Raw genomic sequence first — 22,014 nt, forward strand, 5'->3', positions numbered from 1 at the left:
ATTTCCGGAGTCCCCATGTCCAAGCTCGTTCCCGCCATCCGCTCGGGCGACGTCCTGATGCCCGCCCTCGGTTTCGGCACCTGGCAGCTGGAAAACGGCACCGCCGTGCCGCTGGTCGAGAAGGCCCTGGAGGTCGGCTACCGCCACATCGACACCGCCCAGATCTACGGCAACGAGCGCGACGTCGGCGCGGCCATCAAGAACAGCGCCGTCAAGCGTGATGAGATCTTCCTGACCACCAAGGTCTGGATCGACCAGTTCCACGACGGCGACCTGCAGCGCTCGGCCGAGAAGAGCCTGGAGAAGCTGGGCGTCGATCATGTCGACCTGCTGCTGCTGCATTGGCCCAAGCCCGACGTGCCGCTGGCCGAGACCCTGAAGGCCCTGAACGAGGTCCAGGCCAAGGGCCTGACCCGCGCCATCGGCCTGTCGAACTTCCCCTCGACCCTGCTGACCGAGGCCGCCGAACTGTCGGACGCCCCGATCGCCAACGACCAGGTCGAGTACCACCCCTACCTGTCGCTGAAGACCCTGAAGGCCAAGGCCGACGCCCTGGGGACCTCGATCACCGCCTGGTCGCCGCTGGCCCAGGGCAAGGTCGCCGATGACGCCGAACTGGTCGCGATCGGCAAGGCTCACGGCAAGACACCCGGCCAGGTCACCCTGCGCTGGATCATCCAGCAGGGGATCATCGCCATCCCGCGCACCAAGAACCCGGCGCGCATTGAGGAAAACTTCGACATCCTCGACTTCAACCTGTCCGACGACGAGATGACCCGCATCCACGCCCTGGCGCGTCCGGATGGGCGGCTGGGGGATTGGCTGGACAAGAAGTACAGCTGGGACGCGGAGTAGGCGCGAGGCCTAAAAAGTCGGAGGAGCCGCCAGCATGCCAGATTGGATACGCGACGTTCTTAGAGTGATCTTGCTCTTCGCGTTTCCAATCACGGTGTTCGTCGCTGGCGGCATGACCTATGTGATCGCCGCTTTTGGGGGCGTTCGTCACCCATCACAGATGGCGCCCATCTGTGGCCTGTGGGCGCTTGCAGGGATATTCTTGGTGGGGATTTTCATCCTGCGGCCCAGACGGCGATCGCTCGACGATAGACGGAGGGATTGAAAGCCGACCTTGGTCGGAGGGCGATCCCGCCCGGCTCACCCAGACAAACTCCATCCGTTTTCAGACGAACCCGGTTTCATCCTGCCCTGAAAGCGCCTAGGTAAGCCTCAACCTGAGCATAACTTACCAGGGACAGGGACGATGGACGACGCGGGCGCCAGCTTGCAGGCGATCATGGCGGGGATGGGCCGGACGGCCCGCGAGGGCGCGCATGCGCTTCGTCTCGCCACGCCAGAGCAGCGCACCGCCGCCATCCAGGCCATGGCCGCCGCGATCCGTGAAGACGCCGCCGCCATCCTCGCCGCCAACGCCAAGGACCTGGCCCGCGCCGGCGCCAACGGCCTGACCGCCCCGATGCAGGAGCGGCTGCTGCTGGACGAGGCGCGCCTGGAAGGCGTCGCCGCCGGCGTCGAGGCCGTCGCGGCCATCGCCGATCCCGTAGGCGTGGCCACCTCGCGCTGGACCCGGCCCAACGGCCTGGACATCAGCCGCGTGCGCACCCCGATCGGCGTCATCGCCATGATCTATGAGAGCCGCCCGAACGTGACCGCCGATGCGGCCGCGCTGTGCGTGCGCTCGGGCAATGCGGTGATCCTGCGCGGCGGGTCCGAGTGCATCCATTCCAACCTGGCCATCCACGCCGCCATCGAGCGCGGTTTGAAGGCCGCCGGCCTTCCCGCCGCCGCCGTCCAGATCGTCAAGACCACCGACCGCGCCGCCGTCGGCGCGATCCTCCAAGGTCTGGACAAGGCCATCGACCTGATCATCCCGCGCGGCGGCAAGAGTCTGGTCGCCCGCGTCCAGGCCGAGGCCCGCGCCCCGGTGCTGGGCCACCTGGAAGGCCTCAACCACGTGTTCGTCCACGCGGGCGCTGATCCGAAGAAGGCCGTCGACATCGTCGTCAACGCCAAGCTGCGCCGGGTGTCGGTCTGCGGTTCGGCCGAGACCCTGCTGGTCGACAAGGCCGCCGCCGAACGCTTGCTGCCGCCGATCGCCGACGCCCTGATCCGGGCCGGCTGCGAACTGCGCGGCGACGCCGCCGCCCGCGCCATCGAGCCGACGATGAAGAAGGCCTCGGTCGAGGACTGGACCACCGAATACCTGGCCCCCATCCTGGCCGTAGCCGTGGTCGACGGCGTGGCCGGCGCGGCCAGGCACATCGCGACCTACGGCTCTGGCCACACCGACGCGATCGTCACCGAGGACGCCTCGGCCGCCGACGCCTTCGTGGCCGAGGTCGACAGCGCCATCGTGCTGGTCAACGCCTCGACCCAGTTCGCCGACGGCGGCGAATTCGGCTTCGGGGCCGAGATCGGCATCGCCACCGACAAGCTTCATGCCCGCGGCCCGGTTGGGGCCGAGCAACTGACGACGTTCAAATATGTGGTTCGCGGGACCGGCCAGACTCGTCCCTGAGGCCGGCCGGCCCTCCGCGCAGCGTCTCGGGTTCCACCTGGAGCCGGGGATGCGCGTCGGGCTGTTCGGCGGCAGCTTCAACCCGGCGCACGAGGGCCATGCCCACGTGGCCGAGACGGCCATGCGCCGTCTGGAGCTGGACAAGGTGATCTGGCTGGTGTCGCCGCAGAACCCGCTGAAGTCCTCGCACGAGACCAAGCCCCTGGCCGAACGCATGGCCGCCGCCCGCGTACAGGCCCACGGCAGCGGCATGATCGTCTCCGACGCCGAGACGCGGCTGGGCTCGCAATACACCATCGACACCCTGCGGGTCTTAAGGGCCCGCTATCCCGGCGTGAAGTTCGTCTGGGTGATGGGCGCCGACAGCCTGGCGACGTTCCACCGCTGGCGCGGCTGGAACCAGATCATGCGCGAAGTACCGGTGGCGGTGATCTCCCGCCCGTGGATCGCGCTCAAGGCCCGGACGTCGCCGGCCGCCCGCCGTTTCGCCTTCGCCCGCTGGCCCGCCAGCGCCGCCGCCAAGCTTCCGGACGCCACCGCGCCAGCCTGGGTCTACCTGACCGGGCCGCTGAACTTCGCCTCCTCGACCGCCATGCGGGCGCGGCAGAAGGGCAAAGGTTAAGCCGCCGTCTTAGGCAGGCCTTTCAGCAACCGCTCGACGATCAGTCGGGCTTCGGCCTCGTCGAGGCCCGGCGCCAGGCGCACCGTCCGGGCGCCATAGTCGAACTGGACCGCGCCGAACTGGGCGTAGATCCCGAACGGCGCGCTGACGCGGAAGGAACTGAAGAACGGGTGCTGCGGCGCGGGCTTCAGGGTCTGGACGCGCGTGCCCTGATAGAGCTTGCGCCAGGTCACGGGCCCGATGCGCCAGCGGTTCTCGAGATCGCCGTGGATCACGCGCAGCGTTTCGGAGCCGGCCAACATCCAGACGATCATCAGACTGGCGAAGCCCAAGCCGACGACCCAGAAACACAGCCAGATGGCCAGGAACGGCTCATGGGTGGCCAGGAACTCGCCGACGGCCGCCACGCCGCCCACCGTCCATCCCGCCAACCACACCGATATGAACAGCAGGAACGGCACGGACCGTCGCGCCGGGATGCGGATGATCTCTCCGCCGCCGTCCTGATCGACCACGAACCGAGGTCCGCGCACCGCCTCGTACTTCATCCCAGCCCCCGCTTCAGATCGCTTCCGACCTCGTTACCTCATCGCTCCAAGCTCGACCATGGGACGAGTTTTCGGCAGGCGACAGCGTTGCGCTAACGCCTCAGGGCCGCTGGCGAATCGGCGTTCGGCCATCACCCCCTCACTTTCGGCTCAATTCCGTGCTATGAGGGATATCCACAGCGACCCCATAAGGAGCAATCCGCTGCGTAGCGACCCCGCGCTTAGTGCGCATGAAGGCCCGGCCGGCGCCGAGTCCTCGACTGAATCCCCGGGCCTGAGTCTGCCCCTCGATCTGAAGGCGCTGGAGCGCCTGATCCTGGAACGTCTGGATGACGACAAGGCCCAGGAGATCGTCCACATCGACCTGGCGGACAAGAGTTCGGTCGCCGACAGCCTGATCGTGGCTTCGGGCCGTTCGCACCGTCACGTCGGCGCTCTGGCCGACCACCTGCTGCGCGCGCTGAAGGAAAACGGCTACGGCAAGGCGAAGGTCGAAGGCCTTCCGCACTGCGACTGGGTGCTGATCGACGCCGGCGACGTCGTCGTCCACCTGTTCCGTCCCGAAGTGCGCAGCTTCTACAACATCGAGAAGATCTGGGCGGTCGACGCCCCGCACCGCACCGCGGCGAACTGATCTCTCTACGCTCGGCCGTCGCTCTTTGCGGAGTGACGGCCTAGAGCTTTGCTTCTCTTTGGCGCGTGGCTTGCGCCGAAACCGCTCACACTTTCGGCTGCCACGCTTGTGAAGATCACCATCCTCACCGTCGGGAAACTCGGCCGCATGGTCGAGGCGCAGCTGGCCGTGGACTATGCGTCCCGGGCCACCGCGTCGGGCCGCGCCCTGGCCCTGGGTCCGGTCGAGATCCTCGAGGTCGAGGCCCGCAAGCCCGGCAAGGCCGCCGAGGCCGAAGTGCTGCGTCCGCACCTGGAGGGCGCCTATGTCATCGCCTGCGACGAGCACGGCAAGGCGTGGAAGAGCCGCGCCTTCGCCGACCACCTGGCCCGGCTGCGCGACGATGGCGCCCGGCGCGTGGTGTTCCTGATCGGCGGGGCCGACGGCCTGGACGCCTCGATCCTGTCCTCGGCCAACGAGACCATGGCCTTCGGCATCCAGACCTGGCCGCACGCCATGGCCCGGGCGATGCTGGCCGAGCAGGTCTATCGCGCCGCCACCATCCTGTCGGGCTCGCCCTATCACCGCGATTAGAGCGCGCCTCTGGCGCGCTCCAGCTCTAAGAAAACAGAGCCTTTTTATCCGGGTCAGATGATTTCATCTGACCCGGAAAGGCTCTGAGGCTAGAGGTTGGGCGATGTCCCGCGCTCGACTCGTCATCGCCGTTTGCGCCCTGGTCCTCGCCGTCCCGACGGCCGTGGTCGGCTGGCAGCGTGCGGACCGAGCGATCGAAGACCAGCGGGCCAGGGATCGCCAGACGGCCATCGACACCCGCCGCGAGATCCAGGACCTGCGGACCGAGCTGGACCGCCTGGACCACGCCCGCCTCGCCGCCGGAACCGATGTCGACGCCAAGCGCGCCCGGCTCGAAGCCCTGAACGCCCGCGAGAACGCCATCCTGGCCAATCTGGGCGCCAACCGGCAGCGGCTGTCGCTGCTGCTGTCGGCGCTGCAGCTGTTCCGCCGCGATCCGCCGCCGGCCCTGCTGGTCGCGCCGGGCGACGCCCGTGACGCCGTGCGGGCCGCCATCCTGATCCGGGCCATGACGCCGGAACTGCAACGCCGCGCCGAGGCCTATGGCCGCCAGGCCGTGGCCGTCGGCACCCTGCGCCGCGAGGCCGCCGCCGCCTCGGCCGAACTGTTCACCGCCGAGAGCGTGGTCGCCGACCGCAAGGGCGAGATCGAGCGCCTGATCATCGAGAAGACCCGCCTGGAACGCGCCTTCGCCCAGGAAGCCCTGACCCAGCAGAACGAGCTGCGCACTCTTGGCGCCCTGACCGACGGCCTGGGCCGGGTCGAGCCCAGCGGGCCGCTGGTGCTGCGCCAGCCCGCGCCCGGCGCCGTCGTCCGCCGCTTTGGCCAGGAGATGCCGGCCGGTGGCAAGTCGCCCGGCCTGACCCTGCGCACCGAGAAGGGCGCGAGCGTCAACGCGCCCACCGCCGGAACCGTCGAATATGCCGGCGCGCTGAATGGCTGGGGCGCGGTGCTGATCCTGCGCACCCAGGGCGCCTATCACGTCGTGCTGGGCGGCCTGGATCAGATAACCGCGTCACCCGGACAATCTGTCGCGGCGGGCGCCCCCATCGGGAAGATGCCGGATCATGTATCTTCGGAGCCGGAACTCTATCTGGAGGTCCGTGAGAACGGCGCCCCGGCCGATCCGGAGCGCTGGCTCAAACAGGAGTCGCGGTAGACGGCTTTTTCAGTAATGTTGGCCGTAATTATACCTCCGGCCGCTGACAGTGGTTGGGTAGGACTACAATCGGTTTGCGACGCCGCGCGTCGCCAGGGAGCCTTCTGGGCCTAATGCGCAAGTATCTGCTCATCGGAGTTTCGGCCTTCGTCCTCGGCGCGGGGGCCATGGCTTATGTCAGTCCCATCGCCCAGGCGAACAACGCCCCCAAGACCAAGACCTACAAGATGCTGGAGCTCTTCGGCGACGTGCTGGGCACGGTCGAGGACCAGTACGTCACCGAGGTCGACGACAAGAAGCTGATCGAGGCGGCCCTGGACGGCATGCTGACCAGCCTCGACCCGCACTCGGGCTATCTGGCGCCCGACGCCTACGAGGACATGCAGGACACCACCCGCGGTGAATACGGCGGCCTGGGCCTGGAAGTGACCAGCGAAGACGGCGTCGTGAAGGTGATCTCGCCGATGGACGGCACGCCCGCCGCCCGCGCCGGCGTGCAGGCCGGCGACTACATCACCGCCGTCAATGGCCAGAGCGTGCTGGGCCTGACCGTCAACGAAGCGGTCAAGCAGATGCGCGGCACGGCCGGCGAGGCGGTCACCCTGACCATCGCCCGCGACAAGACCGACCCGTTCGACGTCAAGCTGGTCCGCGAGGTGATCAAGCCCAAGGCCGCCATCGCCCGCATGGAAGGCGACTACGGCTATGTCCGCCTGCCCGGCTTCAACGAGAAGGCCACCGACGCCCTGACCGCGTCGATCAATGAGCTGAAGGCCAAGAACCCGCAGATGAAGGGCCTGATCCTGGACCTGCGCAACAACCCCGGCGGTCTGCTGGACCAGGCGGTCGGCGTGGCCGACGTGTTCCTGGACGGCGGCGAGGTGGTCAGCCAGCGCGGCCGCGATCCCCGCAACATCCAGCGCTACAACGCCCGTCCCGGCGACCTGCTGAACGGCATGAAGATGGTCGTCCTGATCAACCAGGGCTCGGCCTCGGCGGCGGAGATCGTCGCCGGCGCCCTGCAGGACCGTCACCGCGCCGAGCTGGTCGGCCTGACCAGCTTCGGCAAGGGTTCGGTGCAGACCGTGATCCCGCTGCGCGGCGGGGCCGACGGCGCCCTGAAGCTGACCACGGCCAAGTACTTCACGCCGTCGGGTCGCTCGATCCAGAAGACCGGCATCGCCCCGGACCTCGAGGTCGCCCAGACCCGCGACCAGGCCCAGGACATCGCCAACCGCGTCTGGTTCAGCGAAGCCAGCTTCAAGAACGCGCTGAACGCCGACGAGGGCAAGAGCCGCGTGGGCGTCCATACGCCCGCCGAAGCCCCGCCGACGGCCTTCGACGACAAGAAGGGCGACTTCCAGCTGCAACGCGCCATCGCCGTGCTGAACGCCGGCGGCGTCGCCAATACGCCCAAGCTGCCCAAGCCGGCGGCCAAGGTCGCCGAGGTCACCGCCAAGGCGGCCGCCGCGGCCGGCGGCAAGCCGGTCACCGAGAACAAGTAAGACCTTCCAAGGTCGACAAGATCAGCGCCGCTCCGGGCAACCGGGGCGGCGCTTTTCGTTTGTCGCTAAGCGGCCTTGGCCGCCTCGGCCGCGCGCAGCAGCCGCAGGACGTTGCCGCCCCAGATCTTGGCCAGATCGTCGCGGCTGTAGCCTTCAGCCAGCAGGCGCTCGCTGATCTTCCAATAGTCCGAGGCGTCGTTCAGGCCCGTCACCCCGCCGCCGCCGTCGAAGTCGATGCCGATCCCGACGTGATCGACGCCGGCCACCTTCAGCGCGTGGTTCAGGTGGTTCATGAAGTCCTCGAAGGTCGCCTTCGGGACCGGGTACTTGGCGTCGATCGCCTTCATCTCGGCCATGAAGCCGGCGCGCTCGGCCTCGGTCATCTTGGCCCGCGCCCCGGCCTTGGCCCGCAGCGCCGCCACGGCCGCGTCGCGCTCGGCGTTCTTGGGCGTCTCGATCAGGTAGCTGGAATAGGCGTCGACCTGGATCACGCCGCCGCTGGCCGCCAGGGCCTTGATCCTCGTGTCATCGACATTGCGCGGATGGTTGAACACCGCCTTGCAGCCCGAATGGGTCAGGATCACCGGCGTCTTGGACAGCGCGATCAGCTGGTCCAGCACCTCGTCGGACGAGTGCGAGCCGTCCAGCACCACGCCCAGCCGGTTGGCCTCGGCCACGAACTGTTTCCCCAGTGGCGACAGGCCATGCCACTCGGGCGTGTCCGTCGAGCTGTCGGCCATGTCGTTGTTCTTGAAGTGCGCCAAGCCCGAGATACGGACGCCCAGCGCGTAGAAGGTCGACAGCAGGGTGACGTCGCCATCCATCGGATAGCTGTTCTCGACGCTGACGAAGACCACGCGCTTGCCCTGGGCGGCGATGCGCTCGGCGTCGTCTGCCTTGAGGGCCAGGCCGAACTTGTCGCCGTGCTTGGCGACCATCTCGTGAATCTCGACGCCGCGGATGATCGCCGCGTCGCGGGCGGCGCGGGTGGCCTCGGGCGTGCGCGGGCCCTGGTTGGTGAAGATGGCGAAAAAGCCGCCGTCCAGGCCGCCCTCGACCATGCGCGGATAGTCGATCTGCGAGCCGTCCTTGTCGGCCGAGTGGCGATCGAGGATGTCCCAGCCCGGCCGGCCGAAGTTGGCGGGGGTGTCCAGGTGGGTGTCGAGGGTCAGCAGGCCCTCGTGCAGCTTGCGCGCGGCGGCCGGGTCTGCGGCGTGCGCCGAGCCCGCGAATAGCGCCAGGGCGGCGGTCGTGGCGAGGAGGAAACGGGTCATGGGTACGCTCGAAAAGGGTCCGGCCGGCCGTTGCAGCGGCCGACCGGAGGGCGGGGACTAGAAGTCGGCGGAGATCGTGAACTGGATCGTGCGCGGCGACGCCGGCCGGAAGCTGGCGGGTGTGTTCACCGTGGTGCTGATCGTGCCCAGATAGTCCTTGTCGAGCAGGTTATCGATATTGACCCGCGCCTTGACCTGGCTGAACGGACCGGCCGCGAAGCCGTCGCCGATGTCGATATAGGCATTGACGATGGTGTAGCCGCCGACCTTCTCGTTGTTGACGAAGTTGGTGAAGCGGCTCTCCAGGTGGCGGGCCGAGACGTTCAGCAGCAGCCCGTCGAACGGCTCCAGCGTCACCCCGCCCTGGAACACCCAGTCGGGGAAGTCCGGCACCTTCTTGCCGGCCACGGCCAGGGTGATCGGCGCGGCCGTGGCGCTGGCGCGGTAGTTCAGGACGTCGTCCTGGAACTTGGCGTCATTGTACGAGACGTTGGCGTTGAAATAGGCCTTGCCGGCGAAGACCTCGGGCTTCCACTGGCCGCTGAACTCGACGCCCTTGGCCTTCACCGCCCCGACGTTCTGGTAGAAGGTCTCGGTCGTGCCGCCGCCGCCGGGCACCAGCGAGGCGAAGGCCTGCAGGCGGTTCTTGAACTCGGTCTGGTAGGCCACGATCGAGGCGTTGAACGTCTTGTGGTTGGCGCGGTAGCCCAGTTCCCAGTTGGTCGAGGTCTCGGGATCGGGACCGGCGACGGTCGGGCTGGCGGCCGAGAAGATATCGTCGGCGCCGCGCGGCAGGGCCATGTTCTCGGAGTAAGAGGCGAACACTTGGTCGCGGCCGGTCACGTTGTAGACCGCGCCGACCTGGGGCAGGAAGCTGTCCTTCCAGTTGTCCTTGATGATCGGATGGCGGCTGGCGATGTAGTCGGCCGGGTTGCGATAGCCGGCGATCTTGTAGTCGATGTCGGTGGCCTTGAAGCCCAGCTCCACCTTCAGCTTGGCGTCCAGCAGGGTGACGGTGTCCTTGACGAAGAACTGCTTGGTCTCGCGCAGCGACTTGTAGTCCCGCTGGGCGTGGACCCGCTCGTTGAACAGCGGCGCGCCGTCGGGATTGCCGTTCTCGACATTGTAGCGGTTCTGGGTGCGGTGATAGTCGTCGTTCTCCAGCCAGAGCCCGGCCTCGATCTTGTTGAAGCCGATGTGCCAGGCGACCTTGCCGGTGATCCCCTTGCGGATGCCGTCGACGCCCGACAGGCCGTACTGGATGCCGCGCGGGGCGACGATGCCCGCCACGATGCCTTTCTCGGCGTTGTAGCTGGTCAGCGATGTGGCATAGGCCTCGGGCGAGACGCCGTAGCCGCCCTTGTCCTCGTAGTAGGCCGTGGTGGTCAGGTCGAAATTGTCGGTGATCGGCGTGTTCAGCGTCAGGCCGTACAGGTGGTCCTTCCGCTTGTTGACCGCGAACTTGTAGTACTGGGCGTAGTTGGCGTTGGAGTACGGCACCCCGGCCACGGCCTCGGGCAGGCTGCCCGTCGGGATGGTCAGCGGCGAGCCGAACGGCGTCGAGAGCGGCACCGAGCCCAGGTACGAGAAATAGCGCCCCTTGCGGCCGAACACGTCGCCGGCCGTCCCGGCGTACTGGGCCAGGGTGATCGACGGGCTGTCATAGTCGAAATAATCGTTGTGGACGGTCTGGAAGCTGATGTCGCCGCCATTGGGCAGGTCGTACTGCAGCTTGCCCTCATAGTGCTTGCGATCGATCGTGCCCGGGCCGCGCCACAGGTCGCCCTTGATCCACGAGCCGCTGACATAGCCCGACAGCGGCCCGACCTTGCCCGACTCCAGGCGCAGGAAGGTGCGGCGCAGGCTGTCGCTGCCGAAGGTCTGGCTGATCGCGCCGCCGGCCTCTTCCGACGGGGCCTGGGTGAAGTAGTCGACGATCGGACCCAGCGAGGCGTAGCTGGGCAAAGCCACATCACCGGCCCCGGCCGAGGCGGTCACCCGCAGCAGGTTCTCGTTGTCGACATAGCGATAGATCGGGCTGCCGCCGAACTGGTCGCTGCGCCCCATCGGGATGCCGTCCAGTAGGAAGCCGATCTGCTGGAAGTTGAAGGCCCGCACCGAGACCGAGTTGCCGAACTCGTACATGCCCAGGGCGTCGTTGGCCTGGACGTTGAAGCCCGGCAGGCTCTCCAGCATCTTCAAGCCGGTGATCCCGGCCGGGGCCGACAGCAGGGCCTCGCGGGTGATCGAGACGGTGGCCGTGGCGTGGTCGGTGCCGATGGCGACGCTGGCTTCCGACAGGCGCTTGCCCGTCACCACGACCGTTTCCAGTTCGGCGGCCTTGTCGGCTTCCTGGGCCAGGACCGGCGTCGCGCTCCCCAGGACGGTAGCGGCGAGCAGCAGCGCCCTAAGGCGAACGGCGGCGTGTGCAGGTCTGCGAGTGGTCATGACTATCCCCAATCATTTTGACCAGGACAGCGTCATCAACCCGTCATCAGCGGTAAATCAGGAATTTCTCTGAATAGGATAATATATCTTCAAAGTGAAAACGTTGAACAATCGTGCTTCATTTATGAACATTGAAAATATACTTATGCAGACAGCTAACAAGCACTTCGCGAAAGTCATGCGTGACGATCGCGTTCATTGCATTTGGCCATATCGTATAGACGGGATCAGCTAGATCGGCATGGACGCACGCGTGGGTCTGGGCGGGCCAGGACGGCTCGCCTTCGCACCCCCGCTGTCCTTGGGCCTGAGAGATTCAGCGCCCCGTCTCTGGCGGACGGGCGGTCGCCTTGCTCCTTCGGCGAGGGCGATATGCGCCCTGCTTTCCAGCGTTCATCGTCTCGCGCGGTCCTTCTGCTTGAGCGTTTCCGGGGCGGTTTCGCCTTCAGCGCCGGGCCAGGGCCCGGTCTCTCCCGCGAGAGACCTTCAGGGGACGAGCCACGCCCCCTCCCGTCAACCGATCAGGCCACCCGAAGCGGCCATCGACCTTCAGCGCCTGAGACGGTTGCAGAAAACGCTGATTTCAGCGGCGCCCGCGTCGCCGGGTCGCAGCCAGAACGCCCTCCGGCCATATCTCGTTAACCATATGTTCGAAGCTTCCCCGCTAGCCTGATGGGGTCATGGCCGTCTCCTTCTCGCGTAAGCCCGCCTATGCCGCCGCCGCGCCCGCTCCGGGCGCGTCCGGGGACCTGCGCGCCAAGCTGATGGCCGCGGTCAGCAATCCCTTCATCGGCGCCAGCGGCGCGGCCCTGCTGTTCCTGCTCTCGCTGACGACGCTCGTCCTGATCACCCGCGACCCGCACGCCGGCTCACCGGTGATTCGCCTGCCCCTGACCGAGATCGGCGCCACCAAGAACGCGCCGGAAGGCTGGCGCGAGGGCCTTGGCGGCGAGGATCCGCACGGGGCCGAACTGGTCCCCGGCCAGCTGGGCCTGTCGGCCAATCCCTTCGCCCCGGTGAAACCCGAGGAGGGCGAGGCGCCGGTCGCCGAGGGCCTCCAGAACCTGCCGCCGATCCAGCAGGGCCCGGGCCTGGCCCAGGCCCCGATCGCCGGCCTGACCGCGCCGGGCCCCGGCGGCGGTCCGCTGCCGATCATCGGCGCGGACGGCCGCACCGCGGCGGAAGCCTATGCCCGCCCCTTCACGCCCAACGGCCGCCCCAAGGTGTCGGTGGTCATCGGGGGCCTGGGCCTCAACGCCCAGACCACCCGCGCGGCGATCGAGACCCTGCCCGGCGAGATCACCCTGTCCTTCGCGCCCTATGCCGAGGGCCTGCAGGGCTGGATCGACCTGGCCCGCGCCCACGGCCACGAGGTCCTGCTCGAGACGCCGATGGAGCCGACCGACTATCCGGCCAACGATCCGGGCCCCTACACCCTGATCGCCGCCAACCGTCCGGAAGACACCGTGCGTAAGCTGGAATGGCTGATGTCGCGCGCCACCGGCTATTTCGGCCTGTCGAACTATCTGGGCGCCCGCTTCGTCGAGAGCGACCAGGCGATGGGCACCTTCAACGGCGTGCTCAAGGCCCGGGGCCTGGCGTTCGTGGACGACGGCCTGGCCGCTCGCCGCGCCGGCCCGATCCCGCGCGCCTCGGCCGACCGGGTGATCGACGACGAGCTGTCGGCCGGCGCCATCGACACCCAGCTGAAGGCGCTGGAGACCGGGGCCACCGGTCGCGGCCAGTCGCTGGGTTCGGGCTTCGCCTATCCGGTGACGATCAACCAGGTGCGCGTCTGGGCCGCCGGCCTGCAAGGGCGCGGCCTGCAACTGGCGCCCGCCTCGGCTCTCGCCCACCGCTAGAAATCGTGGAACAAGGCTCGGCATGACCGAGCTCGACTATCCCAAGCACCGCCCGAACGTCGGCGTCGTCCTGTTCCATCCGGACGGCCGCGTCTGGCTGGGTCGTCGCAACAAGCAGCCGCCGCCCCACAACTGGCAATTCCCGCAGGGCGGGGTCGACGAAGGCGAGGACCTGGAGACAGCCGCCCGCCGCGAGCTGGCCGAGGAAACCGGCGTCACCTCCGTCGAGCTGCTGGGGCGCACCGAAGGGTGGATCACCTACGACTTCCCGCCCGAGGTGCTGGCCAACGAGAAGCGCTCGCGCGGGTGGCTGGGCCAGAAGCAGGTCTGGTTCGCCTATCGCTTCATCGGCGACGACGCCGAGATCGATCTGGAAGCGGATGAACATGTCGAGTTCGACGCCTGGAAATGGGGCAGGCTCGACGAAGCACCCGAACTGATCGTACCCTTCAAGCGCGAGGTCTACGAAGCCGTGGTCACCGCATTCACAGGGTTCGCGCGCGGCGTCTGACTCTATCGTCCGTCGCGCTGGGGAGTACGGGATGGCGGACACGGTTCTGTTGATACACGGCTATGGCTGCGCGGGGGACGTCTGGGGTCCCGTCGCCGCGCGGCTGAAGGCCGAAGGCTATCGCGTGGTGGCGCCGACGATCCGGTCCGCGGTGCGGACGGTCGAGGGTCCGCGCGCGGGCCTGGCCGGCCTGTCCCTGGCCGACTACGTCGCCGAGATGAGCGCCCTGGCCCAGACCCTAGCCAAGGAGACCGGCAAGAAGCCGTTGATCTTCGGCCACTCGATGGGTGGGCTGATCGCCCAGAAGATCGCCGAGGCCGGCCATGCCGACGCGCTCGTGCTGTTCGCCCCAGCCTCGCCGGCCGACGCGCGCGGCAAGCCGAAGCTTTCGCCCGTCTTCACCTTCCTGAACCTGGCCATCCAGTCCAAGCCCGAGACCCGGGCCGGCAAGATGTGGAAGACCGGCTTCAAGTTCGGCGTCATGAACGCCGTGCCGGCCGAGCGCCACGACGCGCTCTACGCCACCATGGTCCATGACAGCGGCCAGGTGCTGGCCGACCTGGCCTGGCCGCATAAGGACGTCAACAAGACGGCCTATGTCGATGAAACCAAGGTCACCGTGCCGATCCTGGTCAATGCAGGAGCCCTGGACCGCACGACGCCCCTAGAAGACGTGCGACGTATCGGCCAGAAGTATGCGACGGCCGACATCAAGATCTATCCCAACAACGCCCATTACCTCATAGACGAGCCCAACACGATGAAGATCCTCGACGACGTGATCGCCTGGCTGACGGGCAAGAACAAGACGCCGGCCGCCACGGCTGCTCCGGCTCCCGCCCCCGCTCCGGCGCCTGCCAAGGCCCCTGAGCCCGCGCCCGTGAAGGCGGCGGAACCCGCTCCGGCCCCTGCCCCGACGCCGGCTCCGGCTCCGACGCCCGCGCCGACCCCGGCTCCGGTGGCTGAAGCGGCTCCGGCGCCCGCCCCGGCGGCCGCCAAGCCCGCCGCCGCGCCGAAGAAGGCCGCTGCGCCGAAGGCCCCGGCCAAGCCGAAGGCTGAAGCCGCTCCGAAGGCCGCGCCCGCCAAGGCCGAGGCCGCCCCGAAGCCGGCCGCGAAGGCCAAGGCCGCCCCGGCCGCCAAGCCAGCTCCTGCCGCCAAGGCTCCGGCTAAGGCCGCCGCCAAGCCGGCCGCTGCGAAGCCCGCCGCCAAGGCCGCTCCGGCTCCGAAGGCCGCGCCGGCCGCGAAGGCTGCTCCGGCCGCTAAGCCGAAAGCCCCGGCCAAGCCGAAGGCCGAAGCCGCTCCGGCGCCCGCCAAGACCGCCGCACCGAAGGCTGCTGCGAAGGCTCCGGCCGCGAAGCCGGCCGCCGCTCCCAAGGCCGCCGCTGCGCCGAAAGCCGCCCCGAAGGCCGCGGCTCCGAAGGCTGCCGCCGCGCCCAAGGCGGCCGCCAAGGCCCCTGCGACAAAGGCGCCCGCCAAAACCTCGCCCAAGGCGAAGTAGAGCGTGTAGGCTGATCCCCGCCGGCTGCTTCGCCGGCGGGGTTTTCTAGGGCGTCCATGCGCGCACCCGTGATCATGGTCCACGGCGCCTTCTGCGGCGGCTGGACCTTCGACGACTTCCGCGCGCCCTTCGAGGCGGCCGGACATAGCGTCCTCACTCCCGATCTGATCGGCCACGACGGCCAAAGCAGCGCCGCCGGCGTCTCGATGAGCGACTACGCCCGTCAGATCGCGCGGCTGATCGAGACGTGCGAGACGCCGCCGATCCTGATCGGCCACTCGATGGGCGGCCTGGTCGCCCAGATGGCCGCCTCCCGCGCCAAGATTTCCAAGCTGATCCTGCTGGCCCCCTCCGCCCCCTGGGGCGTGCAGGGCGCGAGCCTGGAGGAGGCGGCCTCGGCCATGAGCCTCTACACCTTCGGCCCCTACTGGCTGCAGGCCATCCAGCCCGACTACGGCGTCGTGCGCCGCTACAGCGTCGACAAGCTGGCCCGCCCCGAGCGCAAGGCGATCTTCGCCCGCATGACGCCCGAGAGCGGCCGGGCGCTGTGGGAGACGCTGAACTGGTGGCTGGACCCGTTCATGACCACTTCGGTGTCATCGCCCGGCTGTCCGGTGCTGGCGATCGCCGGCGGCCAGGACGTCATCCATCCGCCGGCCACGGTCCGTCAGACGGCCGCGCGCCTGGGCGGGGTCGTCGAGGTGTTCCCCGAGATGAGCCACTGGCTTCCCGGGGAACCCGGCTGGGAGCGTGTCGCCCAGCGCTGCCTCGACTTTATCGCGTCAGAGGATCGGGCGGCGGCTTAAGCCGCCGAGCCCGAGCTGAACACCTTCAGCCCCAGGATGCCGGCCACGATCAGGCCCAGGCACACGAGCCGGGCGGCGGTCGCCGGCTCCTTGAACAGCACGATGCCGACGATGGCCGTGCCGACCGCGCCCACGCCCGTCCAGACGGCATAGGCCGTGCCCAGCGGCAGGGTCTTCACGGCCCAGCCCAGCAGGCCCATGGACAGGACGAGGCTGACGGCGGTCAGCGCGATCGGGATCGGCTTGGCGAAGCCCTCGGTGAACTTCAGGCCCACGGCCCAACCGATTTCGAAGACGCCAGCGATGAGGAGAATGATCCAGGCCACGACGAGCCCCTTTCCTGAAAAGGTGGGGTCGTCCCCGGACTTACGGCAATCGCGAAAAGCAAAAGGCGCGGGGGTCGTCCCCCGCGCCTCGCTTAGATAGGACCGCTCAGAAAGCGGATCAACCGGATTAGCGGCTGGTGGTGCTGTACAGGATCTGGGCGCGTTCGAAGTTCTTGCCGACCGAGGTCTCGTCGGTCTTCTTCAGGCGCATGAACACCAGACCGGCGTGACCGGCGGCCCAGGCGTCGTCCCACGACACGGTGAAGCGGCGGAAGTCGCTGCCGACCGTCTGGTCGTTGCGGATCAGGCGCAGCTGCGGGCTGTTTTCCCAGGTGGCGTAGTCGTGCAGGGCGTTGGCCAGTTCCTGGGCCTGCTCGGGGGTCTGCGCGTAGTCGATGGTGATCGTGCAGACGTTCTTGTTCGAGCCCGGGTTGTCCAGGGTGATGTTGTAGGGCTTGCCCAGATCGAAGACCCACTGCTCCTTCTTCTTCTTGAAGCCGTAGTCCTTGACCAGCTGGGCGAAGTCGCCGCCGGCGACCGACGGCTTGCAGACCTTGTCCAGCACGTCCATCAGGCGGACCGACAGCGGGTCGGTCGTGCGCGGGCCACGGACCGGCGCGGTGTAGGTTTCGGCCGGCGCGGCGCCAGCGGCGGGCGCGGCGACGGGCGGAGCGGCCTGGTCGGCCGGCGCGGCGGTGGTTTGAGCGGCCGGAGCCGGAGCGGCGGCAGGAGCCTGAGCGGGCGCCGGAGCGGCGGTTTGTTCCTGGGCGACGGCGGTGGTGACCGCGCCGAAGGCGATCAGGCTGGCGAGCGCAAGGCGCATAGGCTGGTTATCCCCAACAAGACGAGAGGTCGGCATTAAAACCGACGGACGGTCCCTCGCAACCCTTATGGCTACGGATTAAGACCAAGATTAGGCCACAAGTGTAATTTTCTCACTCATGACGCGACGGATGGTCGCTCCGCACGCGAAAACGCCCCCGATCCGGGGGACCGAGGGCGTTTCGAGTACGTGCATCGCGACTGGAATCAGGCCGCTTCGACGGCGTGCTCGGCCAGGATCGTCAGGCCTTCCGGACCGACGTCGGCGAAGCCGCCCTGGATATCGAACACCTTGGTCGTCGCGCCGTCCTTCACGGTCACCTTGCCTTCGCGCAGGGTGGTCATGAACGGGGCGTGGCCGGCCAGGACGCCGAAGTCGCCTTCCGTGCCCGGCGCCTGGACCAGGTCCACGTCGCCGGAGAACAGTTCGCGCTCGGGGGCGACCAGAGAGAAGTGCAGCTTGGCCATCAGTTGAAGGTCTCCTCGACGTCGCCCAGGGCGGCCTCGATGTCTTCGTCGGTCTGAATCTCAGTCCCGCAGAACGGGCAGAAGTGGATCGTGGCCAGCATCAAGCCGGTCTCGCCCTCTTCTTCCCGCTCGCCGAGATTCAGCAGGATCAGGCCGCTGTCATGCTCGATGAGACCGGCGTTGGTGTCCGGAGACACCGCTTCCGCCAGTTCCTCGCAGCAGAATTGGCCCAGATCGGCGTCTTCGGTCATTAGGCTTCAGCCGCCATCTTTTCGGCCTTGGCCACGGCTTCCTCGATCGCGCCGACCATGTAGAAGGCGCCTTCCGGCAGGTGGTCGTAGTCACCGTCCACGATGCCCTTGAACGAGCGGATCGTGTCCTTCAGCTGGACGAAGGCGCCCGGCGTGTTGGTGAACTGCTCGGCGACGTGGAACGGCTGCGACAGGAAGCGCGAGATCTTGCGGGCGCGCGAGACGACCAGCTTGTCGTCTTCCGACAGCTCGTCCATGCCCAGGATCGCGATGATGTCCTTCAGCGACTTGTACTGCTGCAGGACTTCCTGGACCGAGCGAGCGACGTTGTAGTGCTCTTCGCCGATGACCAGCGGGTCCATGATCCGCGAGGTCGAGTCCAGCGGGTCCACGGCCGGGAAGATGGCCTGGGCCGCGATGTCACGCGACAGAACGGTGGTGGCGTCCAAGTGGGCGAACGAGGCGGCGGGCGCCGGGTCGGTCAAGTCATCGGCCGGGACGTAGATGGCCTGGACCGAGGTGATCGAACCCTTGTTCGTCGAGGTGATGCGCTCCTGCAGGTTGCCCATCTCGGTGGCCAGGGTGGGCTGATAGCCCACGGCCGAGGGGATGCGGCCCAGCAGAGCCGACACTTCGGCGCCGGCTTGGGTGAAGCGGAAGATGTTGTCGACGAACAGCAGCACGTCCTTGCCTTCTTCGTCGCGGAAGTATTCCGCGATCGACAGGCCGGTCAGGGCGACGCGGGCGCGGGCGCCCGGGGGTTCGTTCATCTGGCCGTAGACCAGGGCGCAGCGCGAGCCTTCGGTCGAGCCGTTGTTGGCCTTCGGGTCGACGTTGACGTTCGACTCGATCATCTCGTGATACAGGTCGTTGCCTTCGCGGGTGCGTTCGCCCACGCCGGCCAGAACCGAATAACCGCCGTAAGCCTTGGCGATGTTGTTGATCAGTTCCTGCATCGTCACGGTCTTGCCGACGCCGGCGCCGCCGAACAGGCCGATCTTGCCGCCCTTGGTGTAGGGGCACATCAGGTCGATGACCTTGATGCCCGTGACCAGCACTTCAGCGGTGTTGGTCTGCTCGGCGAAGGTCGGGGCGTCGCGGTGGATCGGGCGCGACAGGGTCGACTGGATCGGGCCCTGCTCGTCGATCGGCTCGCCGATGACGTTCATGATGCGGCCCAGCGTGCCCGGACCGACCGGAACGCGGATCGACTCGCCGGTGTCACGGACGGGCTGGCCGCGGACCAGACCTTCGGTGGCGTCCATGGCGATGGCGCGGACGGTGTTCTGGCCCAGGTGCTGGGCGACTTCGAACACCAGGCGCTGGCCGGTGGCGGTGTTGGTGGTCTCGACGGCGTTCAGGATCGCCGGCAGCGGGCCGGTGAACTCGATGTCGACGACGGCGCCGATGATCTGGACGAGGCGGCCGGTGGCGCCTTCCAGGTTGGTGGTCGGAGCCTTAGGAGCGGCGGCGGCCTTCGGGGCGGCCGGCTTCTTGGCGGCCGGAGCCTTGGGAGCGGCAGCGGCGGCGGCGGGAGCCTTGGTCGCGGCGGCGGCCTTCGGAGCAACGGCGGCCTTGGGGGCGGCGGGCTTCTTGGCGGCGGCGGCGGCCGGCTTTTCAGCGGGGGTCTTGGCCATGGCGTGCGGGTCTTTCGATCTCTGCGTGCTTGTGTCGTTAGGCTAGATCAGACGGCTTCTGCGCCGGAGATGATCTCGATCAGCTCTTTGGTGATCTGGGCCTGGCGGGAACGATTGTACTCGAGGGTGTAGCGCTTGATCATGTCGCCGGCGTTGCGCGTGGCGTTGTCCATGGCGGTCATCTGGCTGGCGTAGAAGCCAGCCATGTTGTCCAGCAGGGCCGACAGGATCTGAACCGTCAGGTTGCGCGGCAGCAGGGTCTCGAGGATGGCCTCTTCCGAGGGCTCGTACTCGTAGACCGCCGTCGGACCGGTCGGGGCTTCGACGCCTTCGACGGTCGCCGGGATCAGCTGCAGCGCCGTCGGGGTCTGGACGACCACCGACTTGAAGCGGCTGTAGAACAGCGTGACAACGTCGATGTCGCCGGCCTCGTAGAGGCGCGTGACGACATCGGCGATCGGCTGAGCCACCGACAGCGTGAACTGGCGGTAGGCCGACAGGTCGAAATTCTCGACGATCCGTTCAGCGTACAGGCGCCGCAGCTGGGCGGTGACCTTCTTGCCGACGCAGACGATCTTGACGTCCTTGCCCTGGGCGATCAGGCCGTCGATGTGCTGGCGCGCGGCCCGCACGATCGACGAGGTGAAGCCGCCGGCGAGGCCGCGATCGGCCGCCGCGACGACGATGAGGTGACGATCGTCGCGACCGGTGCCGGTCAGCAGGGCCGGAGCCCCGTCGCCCGACACGCCGGCCGCGAGATTGGCGATGACCGAAGCCAGGCGCCGAGCATAGGGACGAGCGGCCTCGGCCGCGTCCTGGCTCCGGCGCAGCTTGGCCGCCGCCACCATCTGCATCGCTTTCGTGATCTTTTGCGTCGCTTTGACGCTCGAGATCCGATTGCGCATTTCCTTCAAGCTGGCCATTCGGCGCTACTCTCTCCGAGCGTTCCGAGGGGGCTTAGGCGAAGGTCGCCGAGAAGCTGTCGAGCGCGCTCTTCAGCGTGTTCTCCAGATCCTTGTCGAGGGCCTTCTTCGTGCGGATGCCGTCCAGCAGGTCCTTGTGCGCGCTGTGGAGGCGAGCCAGCAGCTCGGTCTCGAAGCGACGGACCGACGAGGTCGGGATCTTGTCCAGATAGCCGCGCGTGCCGGCGTAGATCACGCAGACCTGCTCTTCGACCGACTGCGGCGAATATTGCGGCTGCTTCAGCAGCTCGGTCAGGCGCTCGCCGCGAGCCAGCATCTTCTGGGTCGAGGCGTCCAGGTCCGAGCCGAACTTCGCGAAGGCGGCCATTTCACGATACTGGGCGAGTTCGCCCTTAATCGGACCGGCGACTTGCTTCATGGCCTTGATCTGGGCCGACGAACCGACGCGCGACACCGAGATGCCGACGTTCACGGCCGGGCGGATGCCTTGGTAGAACAGGTCGGTTTCCAGGAAGATCTGGCCGTCGGTGATCGAGATCACGTTGGTCGGGATGTAGGCCGACACGTCGTTGGCTTGCGTTTCGATGATCGGCAGAGCCGTCAGCGAGCCCGAACCGTTGTCTTCGTTCAGCTTCGCGGCGCGTTCCAGCAGGCGCGAGTGCAGATAGAAGACGTCGCCCGGATAGGCTTCGCGGCCCGGCGGGCGGCGCAGCAGCAGCGACATCTGGCGGTAGGCGACGGCTTGCTTGGACAGATCGTCATAGATGATCAGGCCGTGCAGGCCGTTGTCGCGGAACCACTCGCCCATGGCGCAGCCCGAGAACGGCGCGATGTATTGAAGCGGGGCCGGCTCCGAGGCCGAGGCGACGACGACGATCGTGTATTCCAGGGCGCCGTGCTCTTCCAGGGTCTTGACGATCTGGGCGACGGTCGAGCGCTTCTGGCCGATGGCGACGTAGACGCAGTAGAGCTTGGCGCTCTCGTCCTTGCCGGCGTTCACGGCCTTCTGGTTCAGGATGGTGTCGATGGCGACGGCGGTCTTGCCGGTCTGACGGTCACCGATGATCAGCTCGCGCTGGCCACGGCCGACCGGGATCAGGGTGTCGATCGACTTCAGGCCGGTCTGCACGGGCTCGTGCACCGACTTGCGCGGGATGATGCCCGGGGCCTTCACGTCGACGCGGCGACGCTCGGTGTATTGGATCGGACCCTTGCCGTCGATCGGCTCGCCCAGCGGGTTGACGACGCGGCCCAGCAGGCCACGGCCGACCGGCACGTCGACGATCTCGCCCAGGCGGCGGACTTCGTCGCCTTCCTTGATCTCGGCGTCAGCGCCGAAGATCACGGCGCCGACATTGTCGCGCTCGAGGTTCAGGGCCATGCCCTTCACGCCGGCCTTCGGGAATTCCAGCATTTCACCGGCTTGGACGTTGTCCAGGCCGTAGATGCGGGCGATGCCGTCACCGACGGACAGCACCTGGCCGACGTCCGAGACGGCGGCTTCTTCGCCGAAGTTGGCGATCTGCGACTTGAGGATGGCCGAAATTTCGGCGGCGCGGATGTCCATGGTTTCTGGGCTCTCTGCGATCTAATTTTTTTCGAGGCGCTTAA

The 22,014-nt window shown here is 67.8% G+C and carries 21 protein-coding genes and 1 riboswitch; of the genes, 11 read left to right on the plus strand and 10 right to left on the minus strand.

Annotated elements, in window-relative coordinates; translation table 11 throughout:
* Positions 1-15: 15 nt before the first annotated feature.
* From AC07NI_RS22140 to AC07NI_RS22150, 3 genes are all read left to right on the plus strand, one after another.
* Positions 16-855, plus strand: coding sequence for an aldo/keto reductase (locus tag AC07NI_RS22140; RefSeq protein WP_494623133.1), 840 nt, complete (start codon positions 16-18; stop codon positions 853-855).
* A gap of 406 nt (positions 856-1,261) precedes the next feature.
* The gene (locus tag AC07NI_RS22145; protein ID WP_494623135.1) at positions 1,262-2,536 is read left to right on the plus strand and encodes a glutamate-5-semialdehyde dehydrogenase; all 1,275 of its coding nucleotides are present in this window, start codon (positions 1,262-1,264) and stop codon (positions 2,534-2,536) included.
* On the plus strand, positions 2,502-3,158 hold the full coding sequence (locus tag AC07NI_RS22150) for a nicotinate-nucleotide adenylyltransferase (RefSeq protein WP_494623137.1): 657 nt from the start codon (positions 2,502-2,504) through the stop codon (positions 3,156-3,158). Before AC07NI_RS22145 ends, AC07NI_RS22150 begins: the two co-directional genes overlap by 35 nt.
* Here AC07NI_RS22150 and AC07NI_RS22155 read toward each other — a convergent pair.
* A complete protein-coding gene (locus AC07NI_RS22155) occupies positions 3,155-3,706 on the minus strand; it encodes a hypothetical protein (RefSeq protein WP_494623139.1) in 552 nt (183 codons plus the stop codon). The two genes, AC07NI_RS22150 and AC07NI_RS22155, sit on opposite strands and share 4 nt — an antisense overlap.
* Positions 3,707-3,908: 202 nt before the next feature.
* Between AC07NI_RS22155 and rsfS the strand changes: the two genes are divergently transcribed.
* The 4 genes from rsfS to AC07NI_RS22175 all read left to right on the plus strand — a co-directional run bounded on the left by rsfS (position 3,909) and on the right by AC07NI_RS22175 (position 7,577).
* On the plus strand, positions 3,909-4,340 hold the full coding sequence (rsfS, locus tag AC07NI_RS22160; RefSeq protein ID WP_494623345.1) for a ribosome silencing factor: 432 nt from the start codon (positions 3,909-3,911) through the stop codon (positions 4,338-4,340).
* Between the two features lie 108 nt (positions 4,341-4,448).
* A complete protein-coding gene (gene rlmH, locus AC07NI_RS22165; RefSeq protein ID WP_494623141.1) occupies positions 4,449-4,913 on the plus strand; it encodes a 23S rRNA (pseudouridine(1915)-N(3))-methyltransferase RlmH in 465 nt (154 codons plus the stop codon).
* 103 nt (positions 4,914-5,016) lie between these two features.
* Positions 5,017-6,072, plus strand: a complete 1,056-nt coding sequence (locus AC07NI_RS22170) for a murein hydrolase activator EnvC family protein (RefSeq protein WP_494623143.1) — start codon at positions 5,017-5,019, stop codon at positions 6,070-6,072.
* 113 nt (positions 6,073-6,185) lie between these two features.
* Positions 6,186-7,577: a S41 family peptidase gene (locus AC07NI_RS22175; protein ID WP_494623145.1), complete on the plus strand. Its 1,392-nt coding sequence runs from the start codon at positions 6,186-6,188 to the stop codon at positions 7,575-7,577.
* 65 nt (positions 7,578-7,642) lie between these two features.
* On the opposite strand, the gene AC07NI_RS22180 is transcribed toward AC07NI_RS22175, so the two are convergent.
* Together AC07NI_RS22180 and AC07NI_RS22185 are read right to left on the minus strand one after the other, a co-directional pair.
* The gene (locus AC07NI_RS22180; RefSeq protein WP_494623147.1) at positions 7,643-8,851 is read right to left on the minus strand and encodes a dipeptidase; all 1,209 of its coding nucleotides are present in this window, start codon (positions 8,849-8,851) and stop codon (positions 7,643-7,645) included.
* A 57-nt stretch (positions 8,852-8,908) separates the two neighbouring features.
* Complete coding sequence (locus AC07NI_RS22185) at positions 8,909-11,311, minus strand: TonB-dependent receptor (RefSeq protein ID WP_494623148.1); 2,403 nt, start codon at positions 11,309-11,311, stop codon at positions 8,909-8,911.
* A 384-nt stretch (positions 11,312-11,695) separates the two neighbouring features.
* Positions 11,696-11,785, minus strand: a riboswitch (glycine riboswitch).
* 194 nt (positions 11,786-11,979) lie between these two features.
* Here AC07NI_RS22185 and AC07NI_RS22190 point away from each other — a divergent pair.
* Genes AC07NI_RS22190 through AC07NI_RS22205 form a run of 4 tightly spaced genes read left to right on the plus strand, consistent with a single transcriptional unit; the run spans position 11,980 to position 15,976 of the window.
* The gene (locus AC07NI_RS22190) at positions 11,980-13,161 is read left to right on the plus strand and encodes a divergent polysaccharide deacetylase family protein (RefSeq protein WP_494623150.1); all 1,182 of its coding nucleotides are present in this window, start codon (positions 11,980-11,982) and stop codon (positions 13,159-13,161) included.
* A gap of 22 nt (positions 13,162-13,183) precedes the next feature.
* On the plus strand, positions 13,184-13,672 hold the full coding sequence (locus AC07NI_RS22195; RefSeq protein WP_494623152.1) for an RNA pyrophosphohydrolase: 489 nt from the start codon (positions 13,184-13,186) through the stop codon (positions 13,670-13,672).
* 31 nt (positions 13,673-13,703) lie between these two features.
* Entirely contained in the window at positions 13,704-15,170 is a 1,467-nt protein-coding gene (locus AC07NI_RS22200) for an alpha/beta hydrolase (protein ID WP_494623154.1), read from the plus strand.
* A 56-nt stretch (positions 15,171-15,226) separates the two neighbouring features.
* On the plus strand, positions 15,227-15,976 hold the full coding sequence (locus AC07NI_RS22205) for an alpha/beta fold hydrolase (protein ID WP_494623156.1): 750 nt from the start codon (positions 15,227-15,229) through the stop codon (positions 15,974-15,976).
* Here the strand turns inward: AC07NI_RS22205 and sugE are convergent.
* The 7 genes from sugE to atpA all read right to left on the minus strand — a co-directional run bounded on the left by sugE (position 15,973) and on the right by atpA (position 21,970).
* Positions 15,973-16,302, minus strand: coding sequence for a quaternary ammonium compound efflux SMR transporter SugE (sugE, locus tag AC07NI_RS22210; protein ID WP_494623158.1), 330 nt, complete (start codon positions 16,300-16,302; stop codon positions 15,973-15,975). The genes AC07NI_RS22205 and sugE overlap by 4 nt on opposite strands.
* A gap of 127 nt (positions 16,303-16,429) precedes the next feature.
* On the minus strand, positions 16,430-17,161 hold the full coding sequence (locus tag AC07NI_RS22215; protein WP_494623160.1) for a hypothetical protein: 732 nt from the start codon (positions 17,159-17,161) through the stop codon (positions 16,430-16,432).
* A gap of 170 nt (positions 17,162-17,331) precedes the next feature.
* Positions 17,332-17,592 (minus strand): ATP synthase F1 subunit epsilon, encoded by a 261-nt coding sequence (locus AC07NI_RS22220; RefSeq protein ID WP_494623162.1) that lies wholly within the window; start codon positions 17,590-17,592, stop codon positions 17,332-17,334.
* Positions 17,592-17,843 (minus strand): hypothetical protein, encoded by a 252-nt coding sequence (locus tag AC07NI_RS22225; protein ID WP_494623164.1) that lies wholly within the window; start codon positions 17,841-17,843, stop codon positions 17,592-17,594. Before AC07NI_RS22225 ends, AC07NI_RS22220 begins: the two co-directional genes overlap by 1 nt.
* On the minus strand, positions 17,843-19,480 hold the full coding sequence (gene atpD, locus AC07NI_RS22230) for a F0F1 ATP synthase subunit beta (RefSeq protein WP_494623166.1): 1,638 nt from the start codon (positions 19,478-19,480) through the stop codon (positions 17,843-17,845). The genes AC07NI_RS22225 and atpD overlap by 1 nt, the downstream gene beginning before the upstream one ends.
* A gap of 47 nt (positions 19,481-19,527) precedes the next feature.
* On the minus strand, positions 19,528-20,403 hold the full coding sequence (locus AC07NI_RS22235) for a F0F1 ATP synthase subunit gamma (protein ID WP_494623168.1): 876 nt from the start codon (positions 20,401-20,403) through the stop codon (positions 19,528-19,530).
* A 34-nt stretch (positions 20,404-20,437) separates the two neighbouring features.
* Entirely contained in the window at positions 20,438-21,970 is a 1,533-nt protein-coding gene (atpA, locus tag AC07NI_RS22240) for a F0F1 ATP synthase subunit alpha (protein ID WP_494623170.1), read from the minus strand.
* Positions 21,971-22,014 lie beyond the last annotated feature (44 nt).

The sequence above is a fragment of the Caulobacter sp. GW821-FHT10E02 genome (assembly GCF_059415225.1).